General features: G+C 64.6%; 12 protein-coding genes and 1 pseudogene. 4 read left to right on the top strand and 9 right to left on the bottom strand.

From position 1 onward, the window contains the following. Positions 1-14: 14 nt before the first annotated feature. The 4 genes from ureG to ACKI1H_RS01320 all read right to left on the bottom strand — a co-directional run bounded on the left by ureG (position 15) and on the right by ACKI1H_RS01320 (position 2775). Entirely contained in the window at positions 15-629 is a 615-nt protein-coding gene (gene ureG / locus ACKI1H_RS01335) for an urease accessory protein UreG (protein ID WP_045216312.1), read from the bottom strand. Positions 630-639: 10 nt separating this feature from the next. Continuing rightward, positions 640-1317, bottom strand: a complete 678-nt coding sequence (locus tag ACKI1H_RS01330) for an urease accessory protein UreF (protein WP_440467454.1) — start codon at positions 1315-1317, stop codon at positions 640-642. Between the two features lie 99 nt (positions 1318-1416). Then, complete coding sequence (gene ureE, locus ACKI1H_RS01325; protein WP_440467453.1) at positions 1417-1917, bottom strand: urease accessory protein UreE; 501 nt, start codon at positions 1915-1917, stop codon at positions 1417-1419. Positions 1918-2139: 222 nt separating this feature from the next. Further along, a complete protein-coding gene (locus tag ACKI1H_RS01320) occupies positions 2140-2775 on the bottom strand; it encodes a TetR family transcriptional regulator (RefSeq protein WP_138524211.1) in 636 nt (211 codons plus the stop codon). Between the two features lie 155 nt (positions 2776-2930). Here ACKI1H_RS01320 and ACKI1H_RS01315 point away from each other — a divergent pair, with 155 nt between their 5' ends. Continuing rightward, positions 2931-4031 carry a ferredoxin reductase gene (locus ACKI1H_RS01315; protein ID WP_440467452.1) on the top strand — a complete coding sequence of 367 codons (1101 nt, stop codon included), beginning with the start codon at positions 2931-2933 and terminating at the stop codon, positions 4029-4031. 20 nt (positions 4032-4051) lie between these two features. Further along, positions 4052-5128, top strand: coding sequence for a fatty acid desaturase family protein (locus ACKI1H_RS01310; RefSeq protein WP_440467451.1), 1077 nt, complete (start codon positions 4052-4054; stop codon positions 5126-5128). A 6-nt stretch (positions 5129-5134) separates the two neighbouring features. Here the strand turns inward: ACKI1H_RS01310 and ACKI1H_RS01305 are convergent, their stop codons facing one another. Continuing rightward, positions 5135-5350, bottom strand: coding sequence for a hypothetical protein (locus ACKI1H_RS01305; protein ID WP_138524215.1), 216 nt, complete (start codon positions 5348-5350; stop codon positions 5135-5137). A gap of 113 nt (positions 5351-5463) precedes the next feature. Continuing rightward, positions 5464-5706: a DUF6868 family protein gene (locus tag ACKI1H_RS01300; RefSeq protein ID WP_440467450.1), complete on the bottom strand. Its 243-nt coding sequence runs from the start codon at positions 5704-5706 to the stop codon at positions 5464-5466. Between the two features lie 218 nt (positions 5707-5924). On the opposite strand from ACKI1H_RS01300, the gene ACKI1H_RS01295 reads away from it, so the two are divergent. Further along, positions 5925-7235 (top strand): MFS transporter, encoded by a 1311-nt coding sequence (locus tag ACKI1H_RS01295; protein ID WP_440467449.1) that lies wholly within the window; start codon positions 5925-5927, stop codon positions 7233-7235. 201 nt (positions 7236-7436) lie between these two features. On the opposite strand, the pseudogene ACKI1H_RS01290 reads toward ACKI1H_RS01295, so the two are convergent. From ACKI1H_RS01290 to ACKI1H_RS01280, 3 genes and pseudogenes are all read right to left on the bottom strand, one after another. After that, positions 7437-7811: pseudogene (locus tag ACKI1H_RS01290) on the bottom strand (phage infection protein); the annotation flags it as partial. Positions 7812-8142: 331 nt separating this feature from the next. Further along, positions 8143-8910 (bottom strand): hypothetical protein, encoded by a 768-nt coding sequence (locus ACKI1H_RS01285; protein WP_440467448.1) that lies wholly within the window; start codon positions 8908-8910, stop codon positions 8143-8145. Positions 8911-9244: 334 nt separating this feature from the next. After that, on the bottom strand, positions 9245-9778 hold the full coding sequence (locus ACKI1H_RS01280; protein WP_440467447.1) for a ferritin-like domain-containing protein: 534 nt from the start codon (positions 9776-9778) through the stop codon (positions 9245-9247). Between the two features lie 296 nt (positions 9779-10074). Between ACKI1H_RS01280 and ACKI1H_RS01275 the strand changes: the two genes are divergently transcribed. Further along, a complete protein-coding gene (locus ACKI1H_RS01275; protein WP_138525778.1) occupies positions 10075-12165 on the top strand; it encodes an AsmA family protein in 2091 nt (696 codons plus the stop codon). The last annotated feature ends 49 nt before the right edge of the window (positions 12166-12214 follow it).

Raw genomic sequence — 12214 nt, 5'->3', positions numbered from 1 at the left:
GTCTGTGGGGCTGTTCAGGCTGCGCTCAGCAGACCCTGGCGTTCGATGAAGGTGATGATTTCGGCCAGGCCCTGGCCGGTCTTCTGGTTGCTGAACACGAAGGGCTTGTCGCCGCGCATGCGCGAGGCATCCTGGTCCATCACTTCCAGCGAGGCGCCCACCAGCGGGGCGAGGTCGATCTTGTTGATTACCAGCAGGTCGGACTTGCAGATGCCCGGTCCACCCTTGCGCGGGATCTTGTCGCCGGCGGAAACGTCGATCACGTAGAGCGTCAGGTCCGACAGCTCGGGGCTGAAGGTGGCCGAGAGGTTGTCGCCGCCGGATTCCACCAGGATCAGGTCCAGGCCGGGGAAGCGGCGGTTGAGCTGGTCCACGGCTTCCAGGTTGATCGAGGCATCCTCGCGGATCGCCGTGTGCGGGCAGCCGCCGGTTTCCACGCCGATGATCCGCTCCGGCTCCAGCGCCTCATTGCGCACCAGGAACTGCGCGTCCTCCTGGGTGTAGATGTCGTTGGTGACCACGGCGATGTTGTAGCGCTGGCGCAGGGCGCGGCACAGCGCCAGGGTCAGGGCGGTCTTGCCGGAGCCCACCGGGCCGCCGATGCCGACGCGAAGAGGTTGAGAGTTCATGGCAGTTCTCCTAGGAGCGGAACAGACGGCTGTATTGGGTTTCGTGGGTCATGCAGGCCAGCGCGAGACCGAAGGGCGCGCCGCCGTGGGGATCGTTCTCGAGCGCGGCCCGGCAAGCAGCGTCGAGGTCGGGGAGCAGTTGCGAGGTGAGCTTCTGCGCGGCCAGCTGGCCCAGCGGCAGGGTCTTCATCAGCACTGCCAACTGATTCTCCAGCCAGCTCCACAGCCAGGCGCCGAGGGCCTGCTCCGGGGAAAGCCCCCAGGCGCGCGCGGCCAGTGCCCAGGCGGCGGCGAAGGAGGGTTCGACCTGCTCGGCGAGCCACTGGCGTGCGGGCTCGTCCAGCTCGGGCAGGGCTTCGAGCAACTGGCCGAGGGAGAAGCCCATCTGCCGGTTCTCCAGGCCCAGCTCGCGGGTTTCGCGGCTGGCGCGATGGCGCTCGGCGGCATCGCGCAGGGCGTCCCAGTCGGCGCTCTGTGCGGCGCGCAGCAATTCGGCCAGCAGGGGGGCTTCGAAGCGCGCGAGGTTGAGATGCAGCTGGTCGACGAGCCAGGTGCGGGCGCCGTCGGCATCCTTCACCTGGCCCTGGTCGATGGCGCTTTCCAGCCCTTGCGAGTAGCTGTAGCCGCCGATAGGCAACTGCGGGCTGGCCAGGCGCAGCAGCGCCCAGAGGCTGGACGGCTCAGCCATGAGCGACGGCCTGCCAATGCACGCCAATCTGCCCCCTCTCCCTTGGAGCGGGGCGCGCAGCCAGGGCTGGGGTGAGGGGAAAAGCCCCGCGCCGAAACATCACAAACGAACCCCGAATTGATGCAGTTTCGGTGCGTAGTTGAATTCTTCCTCGCCGTGATGCGAGTGGTGATGGCCGCCGCCGTAGGCGCCGTGCTCAGGCTGGAAGGGCGCTTCGATGGCCTCCACCCTGGCGCCGAGTTGGTCGAGCATGGCCTTGAGCACGTAGTCGTCGAGCAGGCGCAGCCAGCCTTCGCCGACTTGCAGGGCGACGTGGCGATTGCCCAGGTGGTAGGCCGCGCGGTTCAGCTCACGGGCGTTGGCGCAGGTGACGTGAAGCAGTTTTTCCGGCGCCGCACAGACACGCACCACGCGGCCATCGTTGGCCAGCAGGTACTCGCCATCGGCCAGCGGCGACTGGCCACGTTCGAGGAACAGGCCGACGTCTTCACCGCTGGCGCTGAAGCAGCGCAGACGGCTCTTGCTGCGTGCCTCGTAGTTCAGGCGCAGCTCGGCGTCCCAGTGTTCGCGGGGTTCGATGCGTTGATGGATGACCAGCATGGCAGTGTCCGGCAGTAGCAATGGCGGTGCTACAGCAAGGGGCTTGCCAGCGTCGGCCTCAGCTAGCGCTGGCGCGGCCTGGCGGCGTTGTCCGAACGATCAGGAATGGTGCGTGCGCGCAACATTGGTGCGCACGAAAACGGTGCGCACCATCGAGGGGCGAGATGGCCGGTGGCGCTTTCGTAGGATGGTGTGGAGCGAAGCGATACCCATCTATGGGAGTCAGGGCCGCGAACCGATCCCGGTCCAGTGCTTGGCGCCGATCATGATGAAGCGCAGCTGCTGGGTGATCTTGGCCTGGGGCGAGAGGTGCGTCGGCAGGCTGTCCGCCAGCGGGTCGATCAGCTCGGGCAGGGTGGCGAACACCGTCTTCACCACCAGGTCGGCGATCACGTCGATGTCCTGGGCGGTGAGGTGCGGCAGCTTGTTGAGCAGCGCCAGGTCCGCAGCGAGATCGTCGGTGATGCGCTGGCGCAGGGCGCCCACGGCCTGGCGGATCGGGTGTGAGCCGCCGTACTGCTCGCGGGCGAGGAAGAGAAACTGGGTGCGGTTGGCGGTGACGGCGTCGAGGAAGATGCGTACGGAGGCCTCGATCACGCCGCCCAGCTCGAACTCGTTGCGGCGCACCACGCGCAGGGTCTCGCGGAAGGTTTCGTCGACATCGGCCACCAGGGCGAGGCCGAGCTGGTCCATGTCGGTGAAGTGCCGGTAGAAGCCTGCCGGCACGATCCCAGCAGTCTTCGCCACTTCCCGCAGGCTCAGGCTGCCGAAGCCGCGGCCGCTGTCCATCAGGCTGCGCGCGGCGTCCATCAGGGCCAGGCGGGTCTGTTGTTTCTGTTCGGCGCGGGGAGTGGCCATACGGCAGTGCTATCCAGGGCGAGGGCGCAGGCACTCTAACAAATGCCGGTCGGTGCAGGGGAAGTTCCTGCGGCAAATAGTGAACGAGTGTTGACTGAAAACGTCTCCTCGTGAGATTTTAAGTGAACACGTGTTTACTGTTTTGGTGTTCCATCATGTCCCTGCTTCCCTTCGCCGGCCTGCGCTTCATCTCGCCGCTACTGTCTCCGCTTCGCGCTCTGGTGCGCGGCCAGTGGCTGCGCGAGTCGGATGTCGATGCTGTGCTGCGCGCCTGCAACCCCGGTTGGTCGCTGCGCCGGGTGTTCGCGAGGGTCGAGGCGCGGCAGTGGGTGGCCGACGACATGCTCGAACTGCGCCTGCGGCCCAATGCGCACTGGCGCGGTGCGCGGCCTGGCCAGCACCTGCAACTGTTCGTCGAGCGCGATGGTGTGCGCCACAGCCGCAGCTACAGCCTGACCCGTATCGCCGAGGACGGCTGCCTGGAGTTCGCGGTGAAGCTGCAGCCGGGCGGGCGGATTTCTTCCTTCCTGCTGCAGCAACTGTGTGTCGGTGAAGTGCTGGAACTGGGCCAGCCGGACGGCGACCTGAGCTGGCCGGCGGATGGCCAGGGCGTGCTGCTGCTGGCCGCCGGCAGTGGCCTGACGCCCTTGCTCGGCCTGCTGCGCGAGGCGCTGGCGCGCGGTTACAGCGGCCCGGTGACGCTGCTGCATTACGTCCGCGAGCGTGGCCAGAAGGCCTTCGTCGTCGGGCTGGAAGCGCTGGCGCGGCAATACCCCAATCTCGAACTGCGCTGGGCGCTGAGCGGCGATACCGCGCAGGACGGCGAGTTGTCCGGACGTTTCCAGCGCGCTCACGTGGCCGACCTGGAGGGCCGTCACGTGCTCGCTTGCGGCCCCGGCGGTTTCGTCGAAACCGTGCGTCAGGTGCTGGGTGCGAGTAGCCGAAGTCTGCAGGTGGAAAGCTTCAGCCCGCCGGCCTGGGACGACCACGAACCGGCAAGAACGGTGAATCTGCGCTTCGCCCGCAGCGCTCGGCAGGTGGCTGGTGACAGCCGCCGCAGCCTGCTGGAGCAAGCCGAGTCCCATGGCTTGCGGCCGGTGCATGGCTGCCGCCAGGGCGTCTGCACCAGTTGCACCTGCACGCTGGTCAGCGGCTGCGTGCGCGACCTGCGCAGCGGAGAGCTATTCAACGAGCCCGGCCAGCCCATCCGCATTTGTGTCAGCGCGCCCCAGGGCGACCTGACTGTCGATCTCTGAATAATCGGGAAGCCATCGCCATGCGTGAAGACCGCGACCTCAGCGCTGCCGAGCTGGCAGCCTTCGGTGCAGAACTGGACGCCCTGCGCCAGCGCACCCTGCATGACCTGGGCGAGAACGACGCCCGCTACATCCGCCGCATCCGCGCGGCGGTGCGCTTCTGCTGCTGGAGCGGCCGCGTGCTGCTGATGGCTGGCTGGTTCCCCCCGACCTGGCTGCTGGGCACCTTCCTGCTCGGGCTGGGCAAGATCCTGGAGAACATGGAACTGGGCCATAACGTCATGCATGGCCAGTACGACTGGATGAACGACCCGGAATTCTCCGGACGCAGCTACGAGTGGGACATCGTCGGTCCCTCTGACTTCTGGCGGCACACGCACAACCACGTGCACCACACCTACACCAACGTGCTGGGCATGGACGATGACGTGGGCTACGGCGTGGTGCGGCTGTTCCCCGAGCAGAAGTGGAAGCCGTTCTACCGCTGGCAACCGATCTGGGTGACCCTTCAGGCGCTGCTGTTCCAGTACGCCGTGGCGGTGCAGCACCTGCGCCTGGACAAGTACGTGAAGGGGCGGATGAGCAAGGAGGAGTTGCGCCCGCTGCTGCGCCAGTTCAACGCCAAGGTGGGTCGCCAGTGGGTGAAGGATTACCTGGTATTCCCGCTGCTTGGCCTGTTCACCGGCGCGTTCGGCGCGGTGCTGCTGGGCAACGTCATCGCCAACCTGATGCGCAACCTGTGGACCTTCACCGTGATCTTCTGCGGCCACTTCACCGAGAAGGCGGCGGTATTCCCGCCCGAGGTGCTGCAGGGCGAGACACGCGGCCACTGGTACCTGCGCCAGCTGCGTGGGTCGAGCAACCTGGAAGGTGGCCCGCTGTTCCATATCCTCACCGGCAACCTCAGTCACCAGATCGAGCACCACCTCTATCCGGACCTGCCGGCGCGCCGTTATGCGCAGCTGTCGAGGGACGTGCAGGCGATTGCTGCGCGCTACGGCCAGACCTACAACAGCGGCCGTCTGTCGGCGCAATTCGCCACGGTGCTCAAGCGCATCTGGGTGCACCGTCGACCAACGGTGCCGGCCAGCGCCTGAGGCGGATCAGGCGCGGCGGGTCATCGGCGAGGCGATGTCCTCACGCAGGGCGCGCAGGTCGGCGGCGTCCTGGTTGAGGTGGTGAATGGACTTGAGCAGCTTCTGTCGGAGCAGGTCATCCTGGACCTGTTCGACTGCCCGCATGACTTCCAAGGCCGTGGCCTCGTTGTTGGTGGCGACGGCGTCGAGAGTCTTTCGCAGGCTGCGGGTTGCGTGGTGCACGTGGGTGATCTCCTGAAAACTGCGTGCACCCTACGACCTGAGTATTTCCAATAAATTTCAACAAGTTGCTTTCCGATCGGCGGTCATGATGTCGCTACCCGCGGCACATCGATTCAGGAAAGCATGCACAGCGCCAGTAGTGGCGCCAGATTGAGCAGCAGCACACCGATCTTGTAGACGGCCATGCCGCCGTAATGCAGCGCATCGAACCTCTCCACCGGCAGCGCGAACCAGCGCGAATGCAAGCGATAGACAAAGTCGTGGGCGAGGACGAAGGCGGCGAACCAGACCAGCAGGATGGCGTAGTTGATCAGGGTGCAGTAGAGCAGGAAGGGTTTCAGATCCTGGAGCAGCATGGTGATTCTCCGGATACGTACTGGGTTGGACGCGTGCCAGCGGGGATGGTTTCCGGCAACCGAACCGGCGTCGGTCCGATAGCCGGCGCGCTGGCCGACGGCCATAATGCGCACCTGCCGCAAACCATGTGATCTTTGCCGCGCGACCGCTGTCCGATGTGCGGACGGCTAACCTTGCCGTTACACCCCACCTTTCTCATCTGCCTGCCGGACTCGCCATGTTCAGCCCGCTCGTCACCTTTCCTGCGCTCTATACCGCCACACTGCTGATGCTCGCCGGCTCCGGCCTGTTCACCACCTACATGGGCCTGCGCCTGACCCAGGAAGGCGTCAGTGACCTGTGGGTCGGCGGCCTGATGGCGGCTTATTACTTCGGCCTGGTCTGTGGCGGCAAGTTCGGCCACAAGCTGATCGCCGGCTTCGGCCACATCCGTTCCTACGTGGCCTGCGCCGGCATGGCCACGGTGATCGTGCTGATCCACGCGCTGGTCTCGCAGCTGGAGGTGTGGATCTTCCTGCGCTTCGTGATGGGCGCAGTGATGATGAACCAGTACATGGTGATCGAGAGCTGGCTCAACGAGCAGGCGGAAGGGCACCAGCGCGGCAAGGTATTCGCCGGCTACATGGTGGCGGTGGACGCCGGCCTGGTGGTCGGCCAGGGCCTGCTGGCGCTGAGCCCGGTGCTGGATTACAAGCCGCTGCTGCTGGTCGCCATCTGCTTCTCGTCCTGCCTGATCCCGCTGGCGCTGACTCGCCGCGTCCACCCGGCCAAGCTGGTGGCGGCGCCGTTGGAGATCGGATTCTTCTGGAAGCGTGTGCCGCAGTCGCTGGGCACCATCTTCGTCGCCGGCCTGATGGTCGGTGCCTTTTACGGCCTGGCGCCGGTGTACGCGGCGCGCAACGGCCTGGACACCGCGCAGTCGAGCCTCTTCGTCGGCATGTGCATCGTCGCCGGCTTCTGCGCGCAATGGCCGCTGGGTTGGTTGTCCGACCGGGTCAACCGCAGTTGGTTGATTCGCGCCAACGCGTTGCTGCTGTGCCTGGCGGCGGTGCCGATGTGGGGGCTGGTCGAGCTGCCCTACACGCTGCTGCTGGCGAACGGTTTCGTCACCGGCATGCTGCTGTTCACCCTCTATCCGCTGGCCGTGGCCCTGGGCAACGACCATGTCGAGCAATCGCGCCGGGTGGCGCTGTCGGCGATGCTGCTGACGACCTACGGCGTTGGCGCCTGTATCGGCCCGCTGCTTGCCGGCGCGATGATGCGTCACTTCGGCCCGGGCATGTTCTACATGCTGGTGTCGGCCTATGCGCTGATCCTGATCTTATGGGTGCAGCCCAAGCGCGTCACCGGTGTGCACCGCGTCGACGAGGCGCCGTTGCACCACGTGGCCATGCCCGACACCGTCAGCCCGATGGCGGCGGCGCTGGACCCGCGTGTCGAGGAAGTGCCGGAAGAGCTGGTGGTGGAAGCGCCGGCGAGCATTGGCCGCTCCGATGGCGAGCCGGACGCTGGCGAGACGAAGAGCTGATCCCCTTGCGCTAGCGCAGAAATGAGAAAGCCCGGCAGATGCCGGGCTTTTCTTTCGCCTGTTCGGCGTATTTCACGCCGATCAGGAAACACGCTTCAGGTGGGCATCGAACACGGTGTCACCACCAGACTCGGCAACCATGTTGCTGTGCAGCTTGTCGATGGTGTGCTCGGAGCCGTTCTCGGCAACGCGGACGTCATCCATCTGCTTGTGCAGGCGGTCGATGGTGCGCTCGGAACCGTTGTCGGCAACGCGGGCATCGTCCATTTGCTTGTGCAGGCGGTCGATGGTGCGCTCGGAACCGTTGTCGGCGACGCGGGCGTCATCCATTTGCTTGTGCAGGCGGTCGATGGTGCGTTCGGAGCCGCTATCGGCTACGCGAGCTTCACCCATTTGCTTGTGCAGGCGATCGATGGTGCGTTCGGAGCCATTGGCGGATACGCGAGGTTCGGCGCTCTGCTGCTGCAGTTGATGGGTGCTGCGCGGGCCGTTGTTGAGGATGGCCGGGGCGGCGAAGACGGCGCTGGCGGTCATCAGGGAAGTCAGTGCAAGGCTGAGGGCGATCTTGGTTTTCATGTTGTGCGGCTCCGAAGGGGGGGCGATATGTTTTGGCTACAGGGTTATTTTCCCTTCGGATAAATCGATTTAAAAACGATGCTGCGTGATACAGAGCATCAGTGTTGTCGATTATTTAGCCGGCTAATTTCAACTATCGCCGTCAATGATGGAACGACGAAAACCGCTCTAGAGCGGTGTTCAGAGGCGTGTTTCAGGAGGTTTCAGGCAAGAAGCTGTTACAAAACACGGCTGGCCTGTTATCGATGGCGGGACTTCACGGGTTTCCAGCGATAAGAAAGCCCGGCGGGGCCGGGCTTTTCTCTCACCTTGCGGTGTACTGCCTGGAGCTTCATGCCTTCAAGTGAGCATCGAAGACGGTGTCGCCACCCGATTCGGCCACCATGTTGCTGTGCAGTTGGTCGATGGTGTGCTCGGAGCCGTTTTCGGCAACGCTCATCTCTTCATGCAGACGGTCGATGGTTTTGCTCGAACCGTTTTCAGCGACACCCAGTTGCTTGTGCAGGCGATCGACGGTCTGGCTGGAGCCATTTTCGGCGACGTTCATTGCCTGGTGCAGACGGTCAACCGACTTGCTCGAACCGTTTTCGGCAACGCTCATCTCGTCGTGCAGACGGTCGATGGTTTTGCTCGAGCCGTTTTCAGCGACGCCCAGTTCCTTGTGCAGGCGGTCGACGGTCTGGCTGGAGCCGTTTTCGGCGACGTTCATTTCCCGGTGCAGGCGGTCAACCGACTGGCTTGAACCGTTTTCAGCGACGCTCATCTCGTCGTGCAGACGGTCGACGGTTTTGCTCGAGCCGTTTTCAGCGACGCCCAGTTGCTTGTGCAGGCGGTCGACGGTCTGGCTGGAACCATTCTCGGCCACGTTCATTTTCTGGATCAGGCGATCGACCGACTGGCTGGAGCCGTTTTCGGCGATACGGGCCTTGGCCGCGTCCAGCAGTTTCTGCTGCTGACCCAGGCTGCGTTCGGCGCCTTCCTGAACCAGAACCTGGGTCTGGCTGGCATTGATCACAGGGGATTCCTGCTGGGAGCCGGCGAAAGCGGCATTGGCAGCAAGTACGGAGAGGGCAAAGCCAAGTACGAGGGTGCGTTTCATGATGCGGCTCCAGAAAGAGTGGGGAGTTCGTTGGACACGGACTCAGTATCTGTTCTGGATTATCGATTGAAAAACGAAGCCGGTAGATAGTCGCTATCGATGCCGATGATTGTTAGATAGTATGTTTAAAATCAGTAAGTTAATTTTAAAAATTGACTTCTATCAACGTCTTCGATGGGCGATATTGGCGTGATTGGTAGTATCTAAATAATAGATGTAATTATCGAGCAGATTGAGCTGGAAGGCTCTGGAATGCGGGTTTTCGGCAGGAGGGAGGAAGCGCTGGCATGATGCCCGGCCGAAGCCGGGCATCGATGAGGACGATGCGGAGGGGTTACCTGAGGTCCTGGAGCAGATCTGCCATGTCGTCGGCGTGCTCTTCCTCCTGGGCGAGGATCTCCTCGAACAGGCGGCGCGTGGTCGGGTCGTCGTCGCCCAGGTAGACGACGATCTCGCGGTAGCTGTCGACCGCGATGCGTTCGGCCACCAGGTTCTCGGTGATCATCTCGCGCAGGTTGGCGCCAGCTACGTACTCCGCGTGTGAGCGCTCGGTCAGCCCGTTGGGATTGAAGTCCGGCTCGCCGCCCAGTTGCATGATGCGCTCGGCCAGCAGGTCGGCATGCTGCAACTCCTGGGTGGCGTGCTCGAGGAACTCGGCGGCGGCCACGCTGGCCTTCAGCCCGGTAGCCATGAAGTAGTGGCGCTTGTAGCGCAGGTAGCAGACCAGTTCGGTCGCCAGCGACTCGTTAAGCAGGCGCAGTACGGTCTTGCGGTCGGCATGGTAGCCCTCGGTCACTGCGCCGTCTTCGATGTTCTGGCGCGCCCTCTGGCGCAGGGTCTGGACGTCGGTCAGGTGTGCCTGGTTCATCGGTTGTCTCCTTGACGGTGGGCCTTGTGGCGGGCCGGCGCTGCGGTGGTGCGCGGCACGGTTCGGGTCACAAGGGTGTGAGTCGCGGGCTGCCGGGAAAGTTTGTTTTTTTTGCCCGACAGGGCCGCTGAGCCGAATCGCCGAGCAGATTGTGGGAGCCATTGGCTCGCTATGCTGGTCCAAGACGACAGGCCAAGGGAGAATGCCGGCCCGGCATGCTCAGGCGGCCGATGATGACCGGCAGCGGCGTGGGGACGTCGCTGCTTCCACCGACGCGGCCAGCAGGGAGTTCAGGTATGACGCGCGGGAAACGAATCTGCCTCTGGAGCTTCACGGGGTTCATCGCGGTGATCGCCGCACTGGTGGTGTTCATTGCCACCTTCGACTGGAACCGGGTGAAGCCGACCATCAACGAGAAGGTGTCGGCCGAGCTGGGGCGCCCCTTCGCCATCAATGGCGACCTGCAGGTGTTCTGGCGCACGGAACCGGCCGAGGGCGGCTGGCGCGCCTATGTACCGTGGCCGCACTTCAGCGCCGCCGACATCACCCTGGGCAACCCCGACTGGGCGGCCGGCAAGACGCGCTCGCCCAACTTTGCGAGCCTGGAAAAAGTCGAGTTCCGCCTCGCACCGTTGCCGCTGCTGTGGCAAACCGTGAACATCCCGCAGATCGTCCTCACCCGCCCCAGCGCCGACCTGCTGCGCCTGGCCGATGGTCGTGCGAGCTGGACCTTCGAGCTGCCGAAGCAGGAAGAGGACCCCGGCGCCCCGGCCGAGCCGTCGCCCTGGAAGCTGGATATCGGCGAGATCGGCTTCGACAAGGGCAGCGTCACCCTCGACGACCAGCGCCTGAAGACCCGCCTGGAGCTGCTGGTGGACCCACTCGGCAAACCGGTGCCGTTCGGCGAGCTGGCGGGCAAGGCACTGGCCGGCGGCGACAAGGCCGAGACCCAGGACTACGTGTTCGGCTGGAAGCTCAAGGGCCAGTACAAAGGGCTGCCGCTCAATGGCTCGGGCAAGGTTGGCGGCATGCTCGCCCTGCAGGATGCCGCCAAGCCCTTCCCGGTGCAGGCCGAGGTTTCCGCCGGCAGCACTCGTGCGAACATCGTCGGCACCCTGGTCGACCCGCTGAACCTCGGTGCGCTGGACCTGCGCCTGAAACTGGCCGGCACCAGCATGGCCAACCTGTTTCCGCTGACCGGCGTGACCCTGCCCGATACGCCGGCCTACGAGACCGACGGCCGCCTGAAAGCCGAGTTGCACGATTCCGCCGGCGCGCAATTCCACTACGAGAATTTCAACGGCAAGGTCGGTGACAGCGATCTGCATGGCGACCTGGTGTTCGTCAATCGCCAGCCGCGGCCCAAGCTGTCGGGCAAGCTGCGCTCGGACCAGCTGCGCATGGCCGACCTCGGTCCGCTGATCGGCGCCGACTCCAACAAGGAGAAGCAGGCGCGCGGCCAGAGCACCCGCCAGCCGGCGGACAAGGTGTTGCCGGTGGAGGAGTTCCGCACCGACCGCTGGCGCGCCATGGACGCCGACGTGGAATTCACCGGCAAGCGCATCGTGCACAGCGACAAGCTGCCGATCAGCGACCTCTATACCCACCTGGTGCTCAACGACGGCCTGCTGACCCTGGAGCCGCTGCGCTTCGGCGTGGCCGGCGGCACGCTGGACTCGCACATCCGTCTGGATGGCGGCAAGACGCCGCTGCAGAGCAAGGTCCAGTTGCAGGCGCGCAGCTTCAAGCTCAAGGAACTGTTCCCCAGCTTTGCGCCGATGCAGTCCAGCTTTGGTGAGCTGAATGGCGACGCGGCCATCAGCGGCACCGGCAATTCGGTGGCGGCCATCCTGGCGGGCGCCAACGGCGAGATGAAGCTTCTGATCAACGACGGGCGCATCAGCCGCAGCCTGATGGAAATCGCTGGACTCAACGTGGGCAACTACGTGGTGAATAAACTGTTCGGTGACGACGAGGTGAAGATCAACTGCGCGGCTGCCGACGTGGGCATCACCAACGGTCTGGCCAAGCCAAGGGTGTTCGCCTTCGATACCGAGAACGCGATCATCACGGTGGACGGCACGGCCAACTTCGCCACCGAGCAGCTGGACCTGGACATCACTCCGCAGAGCAAGGGTGTGCGTATCTTCTCCCTGCGCTCGCCGCTCTACGTGCAAGGCACCTTCAAGAACCCGAAGGCGGGTGTGCATGTGCTGCCGCTGGCTGCTCGCGGTGCGGGGATGGTCGCCCTTGGCGTGGCGGTGGCTCCGGCGGCGGCGCTGCTGGCGTTGATCGCGCCGAGCAAGCAGGACGACAACCAGTGTGCTGCGCTGTTGCAGCAGATGAAGCAGCCGTCGAAGGCGCCGGCGCCCGCCAAGCGCAAGTAAAAGGTGGGTGGCCCTGTAGGAGCGAGCAAGCTCGCTCCTACGAAAGGCC

This window comes from Pseudomonas sp. YH-1 (assembly GCF_051990045.1).
Classification (GTDB): Bacteria; Pseudomonadota; Gammaproteobacteria; order Pseudomonadales; family Pseudomonadaceae; genus Pseudomonas; species Pseudomonas nicosulfuronedens.
Note: the sequence above shows the minus strand (reverse complement) of the source record. Positions and strands in the feature narration are given on the sequence as shown.